This window comes from Arachnia rubra (genome assembly GCF_019973735.1).
Lineage (GTDB): Bacteria > Actinomycetota > Actinomycetes > Propionibacteriales > Propionibacteriaceae > Arachnia > Arachnia rubra.
The window spans coordinates 190,005-208,551 of sequence record NZ_AP024463.1 but is presented as its reverse complement, the minus strand read 5'-3'; the positions used below and the strand labels follow the sequence as shown (position 1 = coordinate 208,551).

Annotated in this window: 17 protein-coding genes; 9 read left to right on the top strand and 8 right to left on the bottom strand. The window is 65.4% G+C overall.

Annotated elements, in window-relative coordinates:
* The first annotated feature begins 18 nt into the window (after positions 1–18).
* Positions 19–1,752 (top strand): malto-oligosyltrehalose trehalohydrolase, encoded by a 1,734-nt coding sequence (gene treZ / locus SK1NUM_RS00785; protein ID WP_212324109.1) that lies wholly within the window; start codon positions 19–21, stop codon positions 1,750–1,752.
* A gap of 50 nt (positions 1,753–1,802) precedes the next feature.
* Here the strand turns inward: treZ and lgt are convergent, their stop codons facing one another.
* A complete protein-coding gene (gene lgt, locus SK1NUM_RS00780; RefSeq protein ID WP_212324107.1) occupies positions 1,803–2,822 on the bottom strand; it encodes a prolipoprotein diacylglyceryl transferase in 1,020 nt (339 codons plus the stop codon).
* Positions 2,823–2,856: 34 nt separating this feature from the next.
* Between lgt and SK1NUM_RS00775 the strand changes: the two genes are divergently transcribed.
* On the top strand, positions 2,857–3,462 hold the full coding sequence (locus tag SK1NUM_RS00775) for an NADAR family protein (RefSeq protein WP_223927691.1): 606 nt from the start codon (positions 2,857–2,859) through the stop codon (positions 3,460–3,462).
* A 95-nt stretch (positions 3,463–3,557) separates the two neighbouring features.
* Here SK1NUM_RS00775 and SK1NUM_RS00770 read toward each other — a convergent pair whose 3' ends face one another.
* Entirely contained in the window at positions 3,558–4,001 is a 444-nt protein-coding gene (locus SK1NUM_RS00770) for a pyrimidine dimer DNA glycosylase/endonuclease V (RefSeq protein WP_212324103.1), read from the bottom strand.
* A 178-nt stretch (positions 4,002–4,179) separates the two neighbouring features.
* Here SK1NUM_RS00770 and SK1NUM_RS00765 point away from each other — a divergent pair, with 178 nt between their 5' ends.
* Positions 4,180–5,232 (top strand): hypothetical protein, encoded by a 1,053-nt coding sequence (locus SK1NUM_RS00765; RefSeq protein ID WP_212324101.1) that lies wholly within the window; start codon positions 4,180–4,182, stop codon positions 5,230–5,232.
* Positions 5,233–5,254: 22 nt separating this feature from the next.
* On the opposite strand, the gene SK1NUM_RS00760 is transcribed toward SK1NUM_RS00765, so the two are convergent.
* Positions 5,255–6,310: an alcohol dehydrogenase catalytic domain-containing protein gene (locus tag SK1NUM_RS00760; protein WP_212324099.1), complete on the bottom strand. Its 1,056-nt coding sequence runs from the start codon at positions 6,308–6,310 to the stop codon at positions 5,255–5,257.
* A gap of 179 nt (positions 6,311–6,489) precedes the next feature.
* On the opposite strand from SK1NUM_RS00760, the gene SK1NUM_RS00755 reads away from it, so the two are divergent.
* Positions 6,490–8,187: a dihydroxyacetone kinase family protein gene (locus SK1NUM_RS00755; protein WP_212324097.1), complete on the top strand. Its 1,698-nt coding sequence runs from the start codon at positions 6,490–6,492 to the stop codon at positions 8,185–8,187.
* 46 nt (positions 8,188–8,233) lie between these two features.
* Here SK1NUM_RS00755 and SK1NUM_RS00750 read toward each other — a convergent pair whose 3' ends face one another.
* Positions 8,234–8,389 carry a hypothetical protein gene (locus SK1NUM_RS00750; protein WP_212324095.1) on the bottom strand — a complete coding sequence of 52 codons (156 nt, stop codon included), beginning with the start codon at positions 8,387–8,389 and terminating at the stop codon, positions 8,234–8,236.
* Between the two features lie 270 nt (positions 8,390–8,659).
* Complete coding sequence (locus SK1NUM_RS00745) at positions 8,660–8,920, bottom strand: hypothetical protein (RefSeq protein WP_212324093.1); 261 nt, start codon at positions 8,918–8,920, stop codon at positions 8,660–8,662.
* Between the two features lie 39 nt (positions 8,921–8,959).
* Between SK1NUM_RS00745 and SK1NUM_RS00740 the strand changes: the two genes are divergently transcribed.
* Complete coding sequence (locus tag SK1NUM_RS00740) at positions 8,960–9,205, top strand: hypothetical protein (RefSeq protein WP_212324091.1); 246 nt, start codon at positions 8,960–8,962, stop codon at positions 9,203–9,205.
* On the opposite strand, the gene SK1NUM_RS00735 is transcribed toward SK1NUM_RS00740, so the two are convergent.
* Positions 9,188–11,350: a RecQ family ATP-dependent DNA helicase gene (locus SK1NUM_RS00735; protein ID WP_212327326.1), complete on the bottom strand. Its 2,163-nt coding sequence runs from the start codon at positions 11,348–11,350 to the stop codon at positions 9,188–9,190. The genes SK1NUM_RS00740 and SK1NUM_RS00735 overlap by 18 nt on opposite strands.
* 132 nt (positions 11,351–11,482) lie before the next feature.
* Positions 11,483–12,226 carry a GNAT family N-acetyltransferase gene (locus SK1NUM_RS00730; protein ID WP_212324089.1) on the bottom strand — a complete coding sequence of 248 codons (744 nt, stop codon included), beginning with the start codon at positions 12,224–12,226 and terminating at the stop codon, positions 11,483–11,485.
* A 412-nt stretch (positions 12,227–12,638) separates the two neighbouring features.
* Between SK1NUM_RS00730 and SK1NUM_RS00725 the strand changes: the two genes are divergently transcribed.
* Positions 12,639–13,148 carry a DUF6553 family protein gene (locus tag SK1NUM_RS00725; RefSeq protein WP_212324087.1) on the top strand — a complete coding sequence of 170 codons (510 nt, stop codon included), beginning with the start codon at positions 12,639–12,641 and terminating at the stop codon, positions 13,146–13,148.
* A gap of 114 nt (positions 13,149–13,262) precedes the next feature.
* Positions 13,263–14,507, top strand: a complete 1,245-nt coding sequence (locus SK1NUM_RS00720) for an ATP-binding protein (RefSeq protein ID WP_212324085.1) — start codon at positions 13,263–13,265, stop codon at positions 14,505–14,507.
* Between the two features lie 314 nt (positions 14,508–14,821).
* Here the strand turns inward: SK1NUM_RS00720 and SK1NUM_RS00715 are convergent, their stop codons facing one another.
* On the bottom strand, positions 14,822–15,412 hold the full coding sequence (locus SK1NUM_RS00715) for an alpha/beta fold hydrolase (RefSeq protein ID WP_223927689.1): 591 nt from the start codon (positions 15,410–15,412) through the stop codon (positions 14,822–14,824).
* A gap of 54 nt (positions 15,413–15,466) precedes the next feature.
* On the opposite strand from SK1NUM_RS00715, the gene SK1NUM_RS00710 reads away from it, so the two are divergent.
* The gene (locus SK1NUM_RS00710; protein ID WP_212324081.1) at positions 15,467–16,117 is read left to right on the top strand and encodes a response regulator; all 651 of its coding nucleotides are present in this window, start codon (positions 15,467–15,469) and stop codon (positions 16,115–16,117) included.
* 44 nt (positions 16,118–16,161) lie between these two features.
* Complete coding sequence (locus SK1NUM_RS00705; protein WP_212324058.1) at positions 16,162–16,350, top strand: hypothetical protein; 189 nt, start codon at positions 16,162–16,164, stop codon at positions 16,348–16,350.
* The last annotated feature ends 2,197 nt before the right edge of the window (positions 16,351–18,547 follow it).

The window sequence follows — 18,547 nt, the reverse complement described above, 5'->3', positions numbered from 1 at the left end:
TCCTGGAAGGAGATCCCAATGCGTGACATCACCCGCCCCGAGGTCTGGGCCCCCGACGCTGAGCTGGTGGAGGTGATCGCCGACGGATCAGCCACTGCCATGACTCGCGGCGAGGGCGGCTGGTGGCGGTCAGAGCCGCTGCCGCCTGGGACGCTGTACCAGTTCCGGGTCGACGGCGGGATGCCGCTGCCCGACCCACGGAGCCTCAGCCAGCCCGACGGGCCGCACGGGCCGAGCCGCATCGTCGACCCGGCGCTGTTCCAGCGTCCCGGTGATTTCAGCGCGGACCTGCGGGGAGCGGTCGGGTATGAGCTGCACATCGGCACCTTCACCCCGGAGGGCACATTCGAGGCGGCCACCGGTCACCTGGACCACCTGGTGGAGCTGGGGGTGCAGGCCGTCGAGGTGATGCCCGTCGCAGACTTCCCCGGGACGCAGGGCTGGGGTTACGACGGCGTCGGCCAGTACGCGGTGCACGCGGCCTATGGCGGTCCGGAGGGTTTCGTGGCCTTCATCGACGCCTGCCATGCCCGCGGGCTGGGTGTGATCCTGGATGTCGTCCACAACCACCAGGGCCCAGAGGGCAACTACCTGGCGCAGTTCGGCCCGTACTTCACCAGCGCCCACCACACGCCCTGGGGGGATGCGATCAACCTGGACCAGCCGGGCAGCCGCGAGGTGCGGGACTTCCTGCTGGGGGCGTGCCGGCAGTGGCTGGTGGACTACCAGGTCGACGGGCTGCGGCTGGATGCCGTCCACGAGTTCCAGGACGACTCCCCCACCCACTACCTGGCCGAGCTGAGCGGTGCGGTGCGTGGCTGGGAGCAGGAGACGGGCCGGGAGTTCACGCTGTTCGCGGAGTCGGATCGCAACCAGCCCGCGACGGTTTCGCCGGCCGGGTCGGTGCCGGGGGCGCTGGGCATGGACGGGCAGTGGGCCGACGACGTGCACCACGCGCTGCATTCTTTCTTCACGGGCGAACGCGACGGCTACTACGTCGACTTCGGTACCGCCGAGACGTTGAAACGGGCTTTGACGAGGGTTTTCGTCCATGAGGGCGGGTTCTCAACGTTCCGCGGCCGGGATTGGGGCGCTCCCGTCGATCCGGCGTCGGCCCTGTATGACGGGCACTCGTTCGTGGCGTCGCTGCAGAACCACGACCAGGTGGGCAACCGCGCGGCCGGGGACCGGATCTCCCACGGCACGACGCCCATCGGGTGCCAGGCGGCGGGGGCGGCGCTGTACCTGCTGTCCCCGTTCACTCCGTTGATCTTCATGGGTGAGGAGTGGGCGGCCTCCACGCCGTTCCCGTTCTTCAGCGACCTCGGCCCGGAGCTGGGCCCGCTGGTGACCGAGGGCCGTGCCCGCGAGTTCGCCCGCATGGGCTGGGACGCGCTGGTGCCCGACCCGCAGTCGCCGGCCACCCGCAGGTCGGCGGTGCTGCGCTGGGACGAGGTCACCGAGCCTCAGCATGCCCGGATGCTGTCGTGGTACCGGGAGTTGCTGCGGCTGCGCCGCGAACACCCGGACCTACGCGATCCGGACCTGAACGCGGTGTCGGTCAAGGCGTTCGAGCCCGACACCGTGGTGATGCGGCGGGGTGGCATCGCCGTCGCCGCCACCCGGTCGCCGAGCCTGGTGGAGCTGCCCCTCAGGGGCGAGGTCCTGGCCAGCTGGGAGGAGTCGGTCAAGTTACCTGACGGGCTGGGACTGCACGGCCCGGGGGCGGCAGTGGTCCAGCTGGCGGAGTAATTTCCACAGTGTTCACAACCCTGTGGAAAACCTGCCTGTGACCTTCTATCTCAGTCCTGGCCTGGGGTTTCGCTAGATTGTGCGGTAGTTTCCCCCTGCTCGTCCACAGGTTCCAGAGGCTCTTCCACAGCGTCGGTGGATTTCTCAGCGGCAGGTTCGGGCTCCTGCTGCGGGTCCTCACCGGTCTCCGGGTCCTCACCGGCCTGTGGGTCCTCACCGGTGGGGACGTCGTCTGACGGCTCCTGGACGTCGGAGATCCCCTGCTGCCTGGCCCAGAGCCAGAGCGCCACGCCGGCGATGATCATCGGCACCGACAGCCACTGCCCCATCGACAGCCCGAGGGAAAGGAAGCCGAGCTGGGCGTCGGGCTCGCGCCAGTACTCGGCGACGAATCGCAAGAGGCCGTAGCCGAACAGGAACGCGGCAGCGACCTGGCCGCGGAGCCGCGGCTTGCGGGCGTAGAGCCACAGCAGGACGAACAGCAGCACTCCTTCGAGGAGGGCTTGGTACAGCTGCGACGGATGCCGCAGCACGTTGCCGCCGGTGGGGAAGCGCATCGCCCACGGCAGGTCGGCGGGCGCCTCCCGGCCCCACAGCTCCCCGTTGATGAAGTTCCCGATCCGGCCAGCCGCGAGCCCGATGGGGACGGCGGGCACGAGGAAGTCAGCGACCTGCAGGAACGGCCGGGAGCGCCGCAGCCCGAAGATCACCATCGCGAGGATGACGCCGACCGCCCCCCCGTGGAAGCTCATGCCGCCGTCCCACACCCGAATGATGTCCACTGGGTGCGTCCAGTAGTAGCCGGGCTGGTAGAACAGCACATATCCGAGGCGTCCGCCGAGGAGTACGCCCGCGATGCCGTAGAGCAGCAGGTCCTCAATGTCGGAGGGCACCCACTTCGACGGTTTCGTGATCGAGGCGAAGGGCTGGTGACGCAGTCTCAGGCGCATCAGCCCATAGGCCATGGCGAAGGCCAGCAGGTACATGATGGCGTACCAGTGGATCTTCACAGGCCCCAGGGCGATCGCCACGGGATTGATATCCGGGAAGGTGAGCTCCAATATCGTCACGCGCCAAGCTTCCCACAAACAACCGCTGAGACCGATGAGGCTAGAATCAGGGCTTGTCATCCGGCAAAGCATCATCCGTCTTGGAGGGGTCATGTACGACCTGGACTGGTTACTGGCCCGAACGGCCGGGAAACAGGAGACGAAATACCTGTATTTCTGGGGGCACCGCCCCACCCCCAGCGGAGAGCTCTCGGGAAGCTGTCTCAGCCAGTGGTGGCCGTCGCCCTTCGAGGTCGACGGGGTGCGCTACGCCACCGCCGAGCATTGGATGATGGCCAGCAAAGCGCGGCTTTTCGGTGACGACGAGATCGCGGCACACATCGTCGCCGCACCCCATCCTGACAAGGCGAAACTCCTGGGACGCCGGGTGCGGGGATTCGACCAGCAGCGCTGGGATGCGCATCGCTTCGACGTGGTGGTGGCGGGAAACCGCGCCAAGTTCACCCAGCACCCCGACTTGAGGGATTTCCTGCTTGGCACCGGTGACCAGGTACTGGTGGAGGCCAGCCCCGTCGACTACCTCTGGGGTGCTGGCCTGGCCGCCGATGACGACCGGATCACCGACCCGCAGTCGTGGCGCGGCCTCAACCTGCTGGGTTTCGCCCTCATGACAGTCCGCGACGAACTGGCCGCGGAATAAGGTTCAGCCGGCGCAGCTCACGCCACCTTGGAATATGTGGGACGCGCTTTCATCGCATGACCGCGCTGGAAAAAGCGCCAAGGTGGCGCGGCTGATCATGGCGTAGTGGGCTGGGCTCGTTCCCAGTCCGCGACCGGTCCTGGGACGACGGTGAACAGCGGATGCGGGACCACGTCGGCGACCGGAGGGAAGGCGGCCGCACAGCTGGGAGAGCGCTGCTCAAGTTTGGCGAGCAGATGCCCGGCCTCGACGTCGAGTTGCCCGCGGGTGACGGTGAGCGCCGCCGTCGCGCCGGGGGTGGTGATGCGGGTCCTGTCGAAGCGGTAGCCCCGTCGCGTGGCTTCGTCCGCGAGTCCGGCAAGGTAGGCGCCGATCCCGGCCAGGGGGTCGGCGAGGGCGCGGAACCGGTCGAGCTGGGGATGCCGGGTGTATCCGCGGGTCAGCCCCGCCAGCACCTTCTGCGCCAGCAGCGTCTCCCGCCAGCAGGCGATGAGCCCCTGCCGGTCGAGGTACTGCGGGTGCAGCGACCAGATCCGCACTAGGCGTTCCCGCCACTCACATCGCTCATGCTCTGCCTCCTGCCCTTCCCTCCGCTGGCCCGCGGCGCCTGCCGTTCTGGGTGCTGTCCTGCCAGCGGCTTTTGCGCCCCGGGATAATCCTATGGGGATCCTGCCGATGGAGACGGCGTGATGGATCGTTGACCACACAGGAGAAGAGATGACACAGCCCGCCTGGGACCAGCGCCGATTCGGCGTCCTCTTGACGGAACCCGACGACCTGGGCGGGCTCGTCGCAGCCATCGACGCACTGTCCCCTGCTGAGCGGGCTGCCGCGTCGCGGGCACTCGGCAGGGAGCTTCCCGGGTTGCGGCATCGCCTCGAACAGGCCGGGCTGCGCCACCACGCGGCGGACACAGCGCTCTGGCATCGCGGCGTGGTCCTGGTGGCGCTCCTCGACACCACGCCCGCGCAAGTGGCGAGCATGGTCACGGCATGGCCGGTCTGGAACCTGTGGGAGGACCGGGAGGTCTTCGGACGAGTGCGTGAGGCACTGCTGGCACATGACCGCCGCTGGGCAGCTCAGCTGGTCGAAGCCATCCTCAGGGAACCCGACGTCGGGGTCTACACCCGCCTGGCGCATCCGCTGATTGTCGCCCACGACCTGCCCCTGCCCGGTCAGCCGGCGTTCTGGCAGCTCTGGGCGCATGAGCTGTCCCTCCCCCAGCCAAACCAGCGGTGGGAGGAGCATTTCCTGGCGGCCTGCGCCGTCCCGGACGTCCTGATGGGTATCTCCAGCGGCCAGGCCGACTACGTCAGGCGCATCTCGCGGGCGGTGGACATCCTCAGGAAACTGGAGCCAACTAACGACCAGGCCCTGACGCGGGCTTTGATCCAGGTGTTCGCGCGCGGCGACCGTCCGGGCGCGCAGCGGATGGCGCTGCTGTGGCTGGGCGCGCTCGGCCTGGAGGGGTATCTGTGGGATGAACAGGTCCAGCTGCTGGCAGCCCTGCCGCACGCCGACAACGCCGTGGTGAAGTTCGCCGTCCAGCAGCTCCTGTCGTCGGAGCCAGCGCCCGAGCAGCTGACCGGCCTGGCGCTGGTCGTGCTGCCCCGGAAGGAGAAGGGGCCACGACGCGCCGTCCTGAAAGCCCTGGCCAAGCTCGACGCACCCCCGGCCGCGCTGCTGGAGACCGTCGAAGCACTGAGCAACCACTCCGACTCCGTCACCGCCGACCTGGCCAGGTCACTGCTGAGGCACTGGAAGAGTTAGTAACCCCCAGGGTGACGAGGATTCAGCCCGCCATCACCTCGTCAGGCACCACCGCGACTTTGAGGCCCCGTCGCTGGCGGACTGCTGCCATCGCCTCGTCCAGCTCGCTCAGGGGGAACTGGTGGGTGACCATACTGCCGACGTCCAGGGCGCCGCTCGACAGCAGGCCGACGGCCCGCGCCACATCGGCGCGGCGGGCGTTGGAGCCGCCCGAGACCAGGAGCTCCCGGTAGTGGATCAGGTTGGGGTCCATGGTGGCCGCTGACCCCTTCGGGAAACCGGCGAAGTAGTTGACCCGCCCCCCGAAGGCCGCCAGCTCCAAAGCCTGGTTCACCAGGCTGAGGTCACCGACGGCGACGATGACCACGTCGGCGCCGCGACCGCCGGTGCGTTGCATGATCTCGCGGGTGAGGGCGTCGCCGGTCAGGTCGAAGGCCTCGGTCGCGCCGAGGCTGAGGGCGGCCTCAAGCCGGCCGGGACGTCCCGTCGCGAAAATAGTGGCTCCCGCCAGCCGTGCGAGGGCAATGTGCAGCAGCCCGATGGGGCCAGCACCGAGCACGACGACGGTCTCGCCGGGGGCGACCGCGACCTGCCTGGCGCCGTTGAGGCAGCAGGAGACCGGCTCCGCGAGGGCGAGCGTGGTCGCCGGCAGTTCCCGCTCCACCACCACTAGGTTGCCGTGCTCCATCGCGACCCGCGGCACCAGGAGGTACTCGGCCAGGCCGCCGTCGAGCTCGTAGCCGAACAGGATCAGGTTCTCGCACAGGTGCTCCCGCCCCGACTGGCAGGCAGCGCATCGCAGGCAGCCGACGACGATGGAGCAGGTCGCCTGGGCTCCGACGGGAACGCCGGCCACCCCGTCGCCTACCGCCGCCACGCGCCCGGCGAACTCGTGCCCGAGGATGACCCCGGGCCTCACGCCGGCGGTCTTCGCGCCGGAGACGATCCGCAGGTCGGTGCCGCAGATGGTGTTGGCCTCGATCTTCAGCACCACCTCGCCCGGGCCGGGCTCCGGCCGCCTGACTCGCCGCAGCCGTAGCCGCCCCACGTCCTCAAGAACCGCCGCGTTCATGGTCATGATCGTCACTTTAATGCTGGCGTCTTAGTGCTGGTGTCGTCGGTGGGTGGTGGCCCTGGCTGGGAGAGGCTGGGTGAACGTACGACACGCGACGCTGGCAGCGTGTGGTTCACTTAACAATGATCGTGTGAAGACCATCGGCTCTCCTGGAGCCGCACCATCTATCCGAGAGGAACGCAATGACGCGCCTGGTCAATGACCCGTCTGATTTCCCCGCTGAGGCCCTCAAGGGATTCATCGCCGCCAACAAACGCTACGTCAAACCCGTCTACGGCGGGGTGGTGCGCTCGACCGCGACCCCTGAGGGAAAGGTCGCCGTCGTCTATGGCGGCGGCTCGGGCCACTACCCGGCCTTCGCGGGCTGGGTCGGGCACGGCTTCGCCGACGGCGCTGTGTGCGGGAACATCTTCAGCTCCCCCTCGGGCGCGCAGGCGTATTCCGTCCTCAAGGCCGCGCACCGCGGCGCGGGCGTCCTGATGGGCTTTGGGAACTACGCTGGTGATGTCCTCCATTTCGGGCAGGCCATCGAGCGGCTCCGCGCCGAGGGCATCGACGCCGACACCCTGGTGGTAACCGACGACATCGCCTCCGGGTCGAAGGACGAGCTGGAGAAGCGGCGCGGCATCGCGGGCGACTTCCCGGTCTTCAAGATCACCAGCGCCGCCGCCGAGGCTGGGCTGGGATTCGAGGAGGTCAAGCGTATTTTCGCCAAGGCGAACGCGGCCACGCGCAGTTTCGGAGTCGCCTTCGCCGGCTGCACCCTGCCCGGCGCCACCGGGCCACTGTTCACGGTACCGGACGCTCGTATGGGGATCGGTCTGGGGATCCATGGTGAGCCTGGGGTGGACGAGACCGGCCTGGGTAGGGCCGACGAGGTGGCCCGGACGCTGGTCGAAGGCCTGCTCGCGGACCGTCCCGCGGAGGCGGGCGACCGGTGCATCGCCATCGTCAACGGCCTGGGCGCGACGAAGTACGAGGAGCTGTTCGTGGTGACCGGCAGCGTCGTGGACCAGCTCGCCGCGGCCGGCATCGAGTGCGCCGACGTGGAGTCGGGCGAGTTCGTCACGTCCCTGGACATGGCCGGCATCTCGCTGACCCTGGTGTGGGTCGATGACGAGCTCCTCGGCTACTGGGACGCCCCATGCGACAGCCCCGCCTACCGCAAGGGGTCGGTGGGCCAGGTCGCGCGCGACGACACCGCGCTGAACCGCGAGGCGGCCGCCGTGACGGTGAGCACCCCCGGCGCCCCTGAGTCGCAGGCGGCCGCGGCCCGTATCGTCGAACTCCTGGACGAGGTGGCGGCGATGCTGGCAGACGCCGAAGAGGAGCTCGGCAGGCTGGATGCGACGGCCGGGGACGGCGACCACGGCATCGGCATGGTCAAGGGTTCCAAGGCCGCGGTCGCGGCCGCGCGGGCGGTCGCCGGGCAGGGCGCGGGTGCGAGCACGACCCTCACCGCGGCTGGTGACGCCTGGTCGGATCAGGCCGGCGGTACCTCCGGGGCCCTGTGGGGCGCGATGCTGACGGCCGTCGGCTCAGCGCTCGGCGACGACCAGGCCCCGACGACATCCGGCATCGCGGCGGCCCTGCGGGCAGCGCTGGCGGCGGTGCAGCGGCTCGGCGGGGCCGAGGTCGGTGACAAGACCTTGGTCGACGCGCTGGCTCCCCTCGTCACCGCCTTCGACGCGACGGACGGCTCCCTCCACGACAGGGCCGCCGCGGCCGTGACGGCGGCCGAAGCGGGCGCCGAGTCGACGAAGGCGCTGCAGGCCAGGCTGGGACGTGCCCGTCCGCTCGGCGAAAAGTCCGTCGGAGTCCCGGACCCAGGCGCGGTGTCGCTGGCCAGGATCGCGGCGGTGGTCGCAGCACACGCCTGAACACTCCCCACTACAGCGGCAATACGAACGTCATGCGACGGCGTCCCTACCGCTCTGTGAACAGCGCCGACTCAGGTTCTGCTGTCACAAAAACCCGTGAGGTGCCGATGTCCTCGGGGTGGTCCGCGAACAGGGGGCCACCGGGGATCAGCATGGTGACTTTGTGGCCGTCGTCGTTTCCATGGCGATCTCTCCTGGCCATGGAGACCAGGCGACAGCGTGCATCAGGTCCCGATGAGCAGGCAAGCGTCTAAGCGCTCTCCAGGTAGGTCTCCAGTGTCGTGTGGTGGGAGTTTGTCAGTGGGAGGCGGCTCCGGGGTGGATGCATCGCGAGGCAGCCGAGTGAAACGCTACTGGGCGTACCGTGAGCGAGGTGAACGAAGCGAGGCGCCGCATCCGGGGCCGAAAAACACCGGCGAACTCACACCACGCGACACTAAGCCTCACGCAACAGGTCGGAACGCCGGACCCCTCATTGCGCGGCGACTTGGTCAAGCCGGTTGCTGACCTCCTGGGTAACACGGAATCCCACATGCACAGAAGGACGCATATCAGGGTCCAGGTAGGGCCTGCCGGTGAGGTGTTCACCGGCTTGGAGGCCGATGAGCTCGGCGCGAGCCTCCGTTAGACGCTGCCCGTCGTAGTGAACATCTTCTCGGTCGAGGTCGACATCACCGCCGTCGGTTACGGTGGTTGGGCCATTACCGAGGTCAACAGTAATAAATCTGGCCATGAGTGTTTATTTCCTTCCCCTAAGGACAGTTGGCATCACATGGAGAACCAGGAGGACTGGTTCTCCACTGCGGGCATCGATGGTTTCGACGGCTGTAATGTCGATTTCGGCCCTTATCGTCTGCTCCAATTCGATCGTATTGGGTCTCCCGGAGGCAGCGACGCCCTGGCGCTCTGGAACGTTCACTATAACTACCATCGGACCCACACCGCTTGCGAGAACCAGCCACCCACCAGCCCACCACACGGCACCAGCGACCTCGAACACCTAGCCCGCGGCCGCTAGGGCGAAGGGAAGGACCGTCCCAGCTCCGGCCTGGCGTAGCAGCCGGGCGGCGACGGTGAGTGTCCAGCGTGACTCCACCAGGTCGTCGATCAGCAGCACCGGGCCGGCGAGCTCAGGCAGCCGTGCTGCCATCGCCTCGGGAACCTGGAAACGGTGGAGGACGTCCCGGAGCCGGTAGGCGGCATTGGTGGAGCGGTTCAGGGGTGCCGCGCCTAGAGCCAGGTCCAGTGGGCCGAGCAGCGCCAGTCGCCCGGCCTGGGCGACGCCCGTGGCGAGTGAGGACACCAGGGTGGGCCTGCTGAGGCTGGGCACCCAGGCCACCGCCGCGGGGCGCTGCTCCCAGTCCCACTCCTTGAGGGTCCGCAGGCAGGCGGCTGCGAGGGGCGCGGGCACCTGCGCATCCAGCGGCCGCCCGCCGCTGTCCACCGCGAAAAGCACCCTCAGGGCGGTGCCATAGCCCAGGTCCGTCAGGCGGGCGACGACCCGGCCCGGCTCGTGACGTTCTCCGGCTGGGATGCGGCCCTTGAGGTCGATGCCGAGCCGTAGCATTCCCACCGGCCACTGGGACCGCGGATCGATGGGCACCCCGACGCGGTTGAGGGCTTTCCGGGCGGCCTCTGCGCCGTCGTCGTTGACCTCGACCGGGTACCAGGGGCCAGCGCAGGTGTCGCAGCGGCCGCAGGCAGCGGATGCGGGGTCGTCCAGCGACGCGGTGAGGTACGCCATCCGGCACTGCCCCTCCCCCAGCGCCTCGTAGTCCAGCATCGCCTCCTGCTCTGCCACGCGGGCGGCCGCGATCCGCGTGTAGCGGTCCTCGTCGTAGTCCCACGGCTGTCCCGTCGCGACCCAGCCGCCCTGCACCTGCCGGACCGCGCCCTCGACGGCGAGGACCTTGAGCAGTAGGTCCAGCTGGCCGCGTCTCAGGTCTACCCTGGCGCCAAGCGCCGGCGCCGACAGCGGATTGTCGGACAGCTCACCCAGCACCGCGTCCGCCCGGGCCCTGGTGGGCATGGCGTTGGTGGCGAAGAAGTGCCAGACCTCGCGGTCCTCCCGGCCCGGCAGCAACAGCACGTCGGCGCGTTCGGTGGCGCGTCCGGCGCGTCCCACCTGCTGGTAGTAGGCGACCGGCGAGCTGGGGGCTCCCAGGTGGACGACGAACCCCAGGTCGGGTTTGTCGAAGCCCATGCCGAGCGCGGAGGTGGCCACGAGGGCCTTCACCTCATTGGCCTTCAGGGCGGCCTCCGCGTGTTGCCTGTCGTCCGGGTCCGTGCGGCCCGTGTAGGCAAGCACCGGGTATCCGGCATCCGCCAGGAAGACAGCTGTGTCCTCGGCTGCGGAGACGGTGAGGCAGTAGATGATGCCGCTGCCGGGCAGGTCGTCCAGGTGTTGCCGCAGCCAGGCGAGTCTGAGTGCGGAGGAGCCCAGCTCCAGCACGCCGAGGCGCAGCGAGTCACGCGCGAGCGACCCGCGGAGCGTGAAGACCTCGTGACCGCCCGCGCCGAGCTGCTCGGCCACGTCGGCGACCACACGTTCGTTGGCGGTGGCGGTCGTCGCCAGCACGGGCACGCCGTCCGGGAGCTCGGCGATGAGGGAACGGATCCGGCGGTAGTCGGGACGGAAGTCGTGCCCCCAGTCGCTGATGCAGTGCGCCTCGTCGATCACCAGCAGGCCCATCCGGGCGACGAGCTGCGGCAGCTGCTCCTCACGGAACCGGGCGTTGACCAGCCGCTCTGGGGAGACCAGCAACACATCGACCTCGTCGCGAGCCAGCCGCCTAGAGACGGCCGACCACTCGGTGGCGTTGGCCGAGTTGATGCTCTCGGCCCGCACCCCGGCCCGGGCCGCTGCCGCGACCTGGTCCCGCATCAGGGCCAGCAGCGGCGAGACGATCAGCGCAGGCCCGGCCCCGGCGCGGCGCTGCAGCAGCGCCGAGATGAAGTAGACAGCGGACTTTCCCCACCCCGTGCGCTGCACGACGAGCGCACGCCGCCGATCCTCGACCAGCGCCTTGATGGCCTCAAACTGGCCGGGATGGAAGTCCGCATCGGCCCTGCCGGTTAGCTCGCGGAGCACCGCCAGGGCCTCGTCACGCAGGCCTTCCCCGCGCCGTCGCCGCACGCCAGCCCCTGGTGACGCTGGTTCCATCGGCCGGGCCTGGTCCAGGTCGTCGGGCGGCTCCATCAGGGGATCGGGAGGCGGCTCCTCGACAAAACCTGGTTCGTCCCATCCGGTCATGAACCAACGATGTCAGATGCGTCCGACATTTTCCGTGCCATATCAGCGACCTCGCGCCAGGTAGGCGTAGCGGTGATGCGTCTCGAAACCCTCGGAGTCGTAGAGGGCCCGGGCGACGGTGTTTCGCTCCTCCACCTGGAGGGCGATGAAACCAGCCCCGCGCCGGGTGGCCTCGGTCATGAGCGCCCGCGTGATGGCTCGTCCCAGTCCGCGTCTGCGGGCCTCAGAGCGCACCTCGATGCCGGTGAGCACACCCCAGCCGTGAGCGATCGCCACCCGTCCGACGGCATCGTCACCCAGCCTGAGATAGCGCGCCGGAGCAGCCGCGGACTCGGCCAAAAAGGCGTCTGAGCTGCGGCTGCTAATTCTTCTCCAGCCGGTGTCAGGGGCAGACGCCGCTGTCGACTCGGGTCCCCTGGAGATGCGGGCGTCAGCGACCATCACCACGGTTGGGTTGGGTTGTGTGACAACATAGCCTTCAGCCTCCGCGAGGCGCTGTTCCTGGCTCCCAGCTACGACCTGCAATTGCATGCGGCGTCCTGCCCAGGCCTCGGCCAGCCGCTCGGCCTCGGCAAACGGCACCCCGGGATCCCCGCAGGCAAGCACCGAGTTGGCGCGGCCGCTGTGGTTGTTCCCAGCCCGCAGCACCCATTCCCCCAGCCGTGCGCGCCGGATTCCAGGCCAGGTGAGGTCCAGCAACCGCTCCAGCAGCTCCGGCGACGACGTCGGCGTCACGGTCGTCTTCCAGGCCAGCATCTCGCGCTGGTAGTCGGTGTCAACGATCATGCCGACCACGGTACAGTCAGGCTTATTCGCGGGCGGTCGACGAGGTCGCGGAACCCCTTGTCAGCGGCGGGTTGCCATGAGCTATGAATAAGCTTTCGTGTATGTGCTATCGGCCTTCATTGTCGTGTGCTGGGATTTTGCTGGCGTTATTGTCGGTTTGCTGGCCTTATTCACGTTTGCCTGTGCTGTGAGGCCAGCAGACGCGAATAAGGCCAGCAAACCAGAGATAAGACCAGCAAACCGGGGGCTTGGAGTTACCTGGCTGTTCACCACTGTCCACGAAACGCCGGGCACTCCACATCCTCAGAGCTGTTGTTGAATACTGGCCTCGGACAGAATTATTCCTCGTGCCGGGAAATGTATATCGACCGCATTGTCCAATGAGCGTCCCTGCGACCTGTAGGGTGCGGGCATGACGTCCGACTCTCTGCGCGCGGCCCGGCACGACGGGGGTGGCGACCGTTTCTTAGCGCTGTTTCTCACGCTCAGCGTGGAGGGCCGGAACCTCCCCCAGCGTGCCGGGGAACGGAGACTGCGCGGGCTCGTTACTGAGTTCTTCGCCCAGCCAGCCGTCCACGATGCCCTCGGCCACACTGACACCGCCCTTGACGACGAGCTAGCCGACGCCGCCACCACGTATTTCCAGACCTGCCTCAACGACAGCCAGTACACCTCCGGGCTGCTCGGGTTGACACGCCTCAGCGCCCAGGAGGTCCGGGACAAGATCGCGCGGGATTTCGCGGCCATGGCCGCCGCGGTCGTGGCCTCGGGCGCTCTCTCCGGCGACGGGGCGCGCCTGCTGCCGGCTCTGCTGAACGGGCTGCGGCGGGCCTTGGGAGACAGGGCCGACGAGCTGGCGCGCGACGCCGTCGCCGCCAATCACCTGGCCACCCAGGCATCCGGTTTGCTGTGGAGCGAATGAGACATCGCGAGGCCCTGGCTGCGTCTGCCACCGTCACCGAAAAACGACGTGTTCCAGCACCGAAAAACGACGTGCTTCAGCACCGAAAAACGACGTGCTTGTTATCGTTTGCGCATGGACTACCGCCCGCGCGTCGTGGATCAGCAGCTCACAGAACTCTTGCAGGTGGCGCCGGCCGTCAACCTCATCGGCCCCCGGGCCTCAGGGAAGACAACCACAGCTTTGCAGCAAGCTGCATCGTCCTGGCGACTGGATCCGGCTGCCCCAGCGTCCATTGAGCTGGCTCGTGAGGACCCATCCCTGGCGCTGAGTGGCGATGAGCCGCGGTTGATCGACGAATGGCAGCTTGTCCCGACGCTGTGGGATGCCGTGCGCAGGAACGCTGACGACGCCCCTGGACGTGGAAAGTTCATTCTCTCAGGCTCAGCCTGGCCTGACGATGATGCTCGCAGACACTCGGGCGCTGGCAGGATCGTCGATCTCATCATGCGACCCATGAGCCTGTGTGAATCCGGCGATTCGACTGGCCAGGTCAGCCTGCGGAGCATTCTTGATGGAACCCAGGCCCCGGTGCTGGACAGTCCGCTGTCTGTGTCCCGTTATGCAGATCTCATAGTGCGTGGGGGCTGGCCAGGTTGGATCGACCTTCAGGGCGATCAGGCACGCCCATTGGTGGACGCCTATCTCGCGGCGCTCCAGCAGCGCGATTTTCCCCTGGTCGCTGGGAATCGTCGCGCCCCAGGGCGTTTTGCCCAGTTCATCACGGCATATGCCTCCCTGACCGCACACCCGACGCCACTGTCAACAGTGGCGAAGCGGCTCGCGGATGATGGCATCACGGTAGGAAGAGACTTCGCCACCACCTTCCACGAATTCGCCACCCGCATGTTCCTGGTGGAGGATCAGCCCGCCTGGAGCAGCTCCCGGCGTTCCCGGAACCGGCTCGTCGCCAATCCGAAACGACACCTGGCCGATCCCTCACTCGCCGCCTCGGCGCTGCATCTTTCACCCGAGGGGCTGCGCCAGGACTGGGAAACTTTCGGGCTGCTCTTTGAGTCACTCGTGGTACGAGACCTCAGGGTCTATTCCCAACCGCTGGGAGGCAAGGTCTTTCACTACCGCACCCACGACGCGGCGCAGGAGATTGACGCGGTGGTCGAATTCTCAGATGGACGCTGGCTGGGAGTCGAGGTGAAGCTCGGATATCAAGCAGCACGGACGGCAGCGGAGCGCCTGACGTCCGTCACAGCCGCTTTCAAGCACCCGCCGACGGCGCTCATGGTCGTCACTGGCGACGCTCCAGCTACGCGCCAGTCCAACGGCGTCTGGATTGTTCCCCTCGGGCTGCTAGGGCCTTGACCCATTGGTTTCAACAGCTTAAACCGGGACTGTAAGAAACGGTGTGCAAAATCCGGCCTGCTCCTACGGGGCCCAGAGCTGCACTTTCTGAGCGCGTCGATGGCGTTACGCGGAGTGGCAAGCACCTGCCTATCTCGTGGGGTTCGTCAGGCAAGCCCCCTGGTGGATCACCGGTACACCATGTCGAGGACGGCAGTGAGCATGTCGGACAGGCCGGACTCCTCTACCGGGAAGTGACCGCATCCCCGCAGCATCAGGAGGCTGGCCGGTCCCTCAGCCCGGGACAGGACCCGAACGCTCAGCTCGACCGGCGTTCATGCGTCCCGGCTGGGATGGAGCAGGGCGAGCGGGGTCGTGATCTTCTCGGGCGGAGTGTGCCGGTAGCGCAGATAGGAAGCGAGGAAGCCCAGCGGGATCTTCGCGCCGCCGCCGAGCGGATCTGTGGCGCACAGCCTCGACAGCCCGCGGTCGCGGCTCATCCTCGCCAAGTTGGCCACGGCGTTCATCGGGATCATCGTTCGTGCCAGTGAGCCTCGGGCAAGCGATGAGAGCGGTCGTCCGAGGACGCCGAGCGGTCCGAAACGAGTCATGTGCGCGCGGGCACGCCAACCCCTGGGGTCGAGGAGGCAGGTTGCTGCAACCGCAGCGACGTGCGGTGAACGACTCGCGACCTCGTAAGAAAGGAGGCCGCCTATGCCCGCGCCGAAGAGGATCAGCGGGCAATGGTCGCGCTCGGCATCGGTGAGGTCGACGAGGAGCCGGACCCAATGCTCGTATCGCACAGCAGCCGGGTCCGGCGAGGTGGTGCGCCCATAGAGGGGCAGATCGACGGCCGACACGTCCAATCCCCGGGATGCCAGCAGCGCGGCGATCGGCCAGAGTGCACCAACGCCGACACACCCCAACCCCGAACCCCATGAAAATCGAGGTTAACAGCACACATGATCTAGAGTTGATTAATGGATGGCAGGAAGATTCGCGTCATGATCGTAGATGACCAGCCCCAGGCCTTAGAGGAGGTCCAGAAGCTGGTGGAACGGATGCCTGGGATATCGATAGCTGCGACTGCTCGCAATGGCCAAGAGGCCGTCAAACTGGCGGAGCAGTGCCGGCCCGATGTCATCCTAATAGACCTTCGCACACCGGTAATGGCTGGCATCACCACAACGCAACATATCACAGCTAGAGGCCTGCAAGCCCGGATCATCGCACTCACTTCATTTGAGGACGACCAGACTTTCCACAAATCCCTTCGAGCTGGAGTAACTGGTTTCATCCTGAAAACCAGTTCACCTGGAGAGATAGCGCATGCAATTCAGCAAGTTTACCTAGGAGAATCTATGCTCTCGCCAAAGCTCATATCCCGGGTGTTGTCACGCTACGAACCAGGACTCCCTCTCTCCGATATCGTGACTGCTTTGACTGAGAAAGAAATTCACCTGCTGACCCTGGTCGGACAAGGACTAAATAACACAGAGATTGCGGAGAATATGCATCTCTCTAAGAGTACAGTTAAAAGCTACATATCTCGCCTGATGCCTAAGCTTCAAGTTCAAAGCAGAGCCCAGATGGTAATTATTGCATTTCAAAATGGCTTAGTGACCTTATAGAAGGCTATTCACAAGACTCCCAGGAATAGCGCAATCTGTTACCGATGACTGGCGCAGCAGAAATCAAAGAGATTGAATGCTATATTGCACGCCACACGGGAGAGAATGGAATAATTGGACGGTATGAGCTTTTGTGGGTCAACGTGGCGGATAAAGAGAACCCAGAAAGCCATTTAGAAATCATCTTTTCCGCAACATTTCCCCTTGTCAACTGCGGATTACTGGGGCCTTGACTGTATTACTAAATAAGCCTCCCGGCGCCGATTCATTGGAACAACAAATCCGAGTAATTCATATTTATTCAATTGAAGACAGAGGCTATTTTCCATGCTTCGCATGGTGTCGTCTCGAATATTATCGCGAACATGGAGGGGTATTCACGACTAGTCGACGAGGCGGCAAAATCCCTTACCGATGCCAGGTTGGAGTGCCCGGCGTTTCGTGGACAGTGGTGAAAAACCTGAGTCTATTCGAACATGTGAGGCAAAAAGTCTGTATTATGCTGGCTTCAAAAGTTTAGTAAAGAGTTTAGAGAACACATGCGTTGCGGAGGTTCGTGAAGGGGTCTCGCCCGATCGCGGATAGTGGCGAACATCTTACACTCTGGTCCCGGCGAACTGTGGGTCAGCTGGGTGAGGATATGGCGGAGGCAGCATCCCGACCCAGGTATGGCGGAAGCGTCGTCGGATCAGGTGGCGGAACATCAAGCGCTTACAGGCCGAGGCTGGGTGAAGCGAAGACGAAAGGGGGGTAGGGATGAAGGTGGCGGCTTTCCTGCGCCCCGGGAATCCCGCGGGTGGCGGCGAAGAATGTGTCTATGCCTCTTCGTGAGGTAGGCAGCTATCTGGTGTATGTGATGTGCCGCTGGGCCAGAGTGTCTCGTTCTGGCTACCACGAGGTGGCGGAGCCAGGGTTTATCCGAAACGCAGGAACGCCAGGGGAGAACTCACTATTGTGATCACAGATCTTCTTCCACGAATCTGAGCAAACCAACCCATGGAGGGTGTTTGGTGTATCCGCGCAGCTCCGGTTGAACGAGGGGGTCCATGCGAGCCTAGATCTGGTGCGCCAACTCCATGTACCAGGCTGGCCTAGTTGGCCTACCCAGCCCCGAAAAGCGGGCCCGCACCAACTATCCCAGCCCAGGGGTCTTCACCACCGCCCGGATCTGGCCAAAGCAGGACTGTCACCGCCGATGCGCCAGGGGTAGAAACGAGAGGTGGGCGACATCAATCTTCAACCCCTACCTGGGAAAGATTCGCTTATCTAGCGACCATGAATAGACCTGCTGCCCGAGATGAAGATCATCGGTCACGGTGATCAATGAGGTGTATGCGCACCCAACTTATTACCGAGGCCTTTACACATGGCGGTCAGAAATCAACCCCCTATCGTGGGCGAGACCATCTTCCATTCCGGTGCGTGGTTCACACTTACACCTCAGCTGAATTGCGCAGACGTCATGAACACATATGGTATCCGCGCCTCGATCGGGTGGAACTGGTGTTGTGTTACGACAATGCCGCAGCAGAATCATTCAACACCCTGAAGTTTATTCACAGCTACGGGCAACCAGGCTCTGACGAGGGGGTTCACCACCCCTCAGCTACCCATGAATAAATCTCCCTCCTGCAAGAAGGAGATAGTGAACCGGAAAATTCTACCCCGACACGAAAACACGCAGCCGGGGATGTTGCAGCCTGGATCGAGTAACTGCTGCAATCACAAAACGACTCCACTCGGCGCTAGGGTACCAAACCCCCAACCACGTCCACCAAGAATGGAATCAAAACCAGAAAGCAGCCTAAAAATCCCATTTTTCAGCAGTGTCCACAAAAACCATAGCACTCCATTATGAATAAGCCTCCTGTTGTAGATTCCTAACGCATCGACCGTCTCACACGAAATGCTACGGTTTCCGTCTACGCTGAGTCTGCGAGCCCCTTAGAACCGAGATCAGCGATGCGGGAGCACTTCGCCGATCTTGACCCTGGCGATTTTGCCAGGCTTGGTGTCGACGTGGATCATTTGGCTGGAACTTGGTGGATATCGGGTCCGCACCGGAACACACCAGCTTGGGCGGGTAAATTAGACTTCCCATCTGATCTCAGCGCTATACCAAGCCACTAGAGCGGTCCTGGCCCAGCAACGGGTCAACGGCGAAGACCAGCGAGAGCCCAGTCCTCTGGGCACTCCACGACGCCCTTCGACCTTGACGTGACGGTAGTCATGGCAGTGCTCTGTAACACAGCCATCAGCCTCATCCGCCTCCACGACCCCACCGCCGTCTCAATAGCCAGAAACTCAGACACCCAGACAAGCAAAATGCCTATTCACAACCCCGTGAACCCAACTTTGCCGCCCCTGCCTCCATCAGCACCCCACTAGTCAGAGATGTTGCTAAGGCAATACGACGCTGCCCTGCATGAG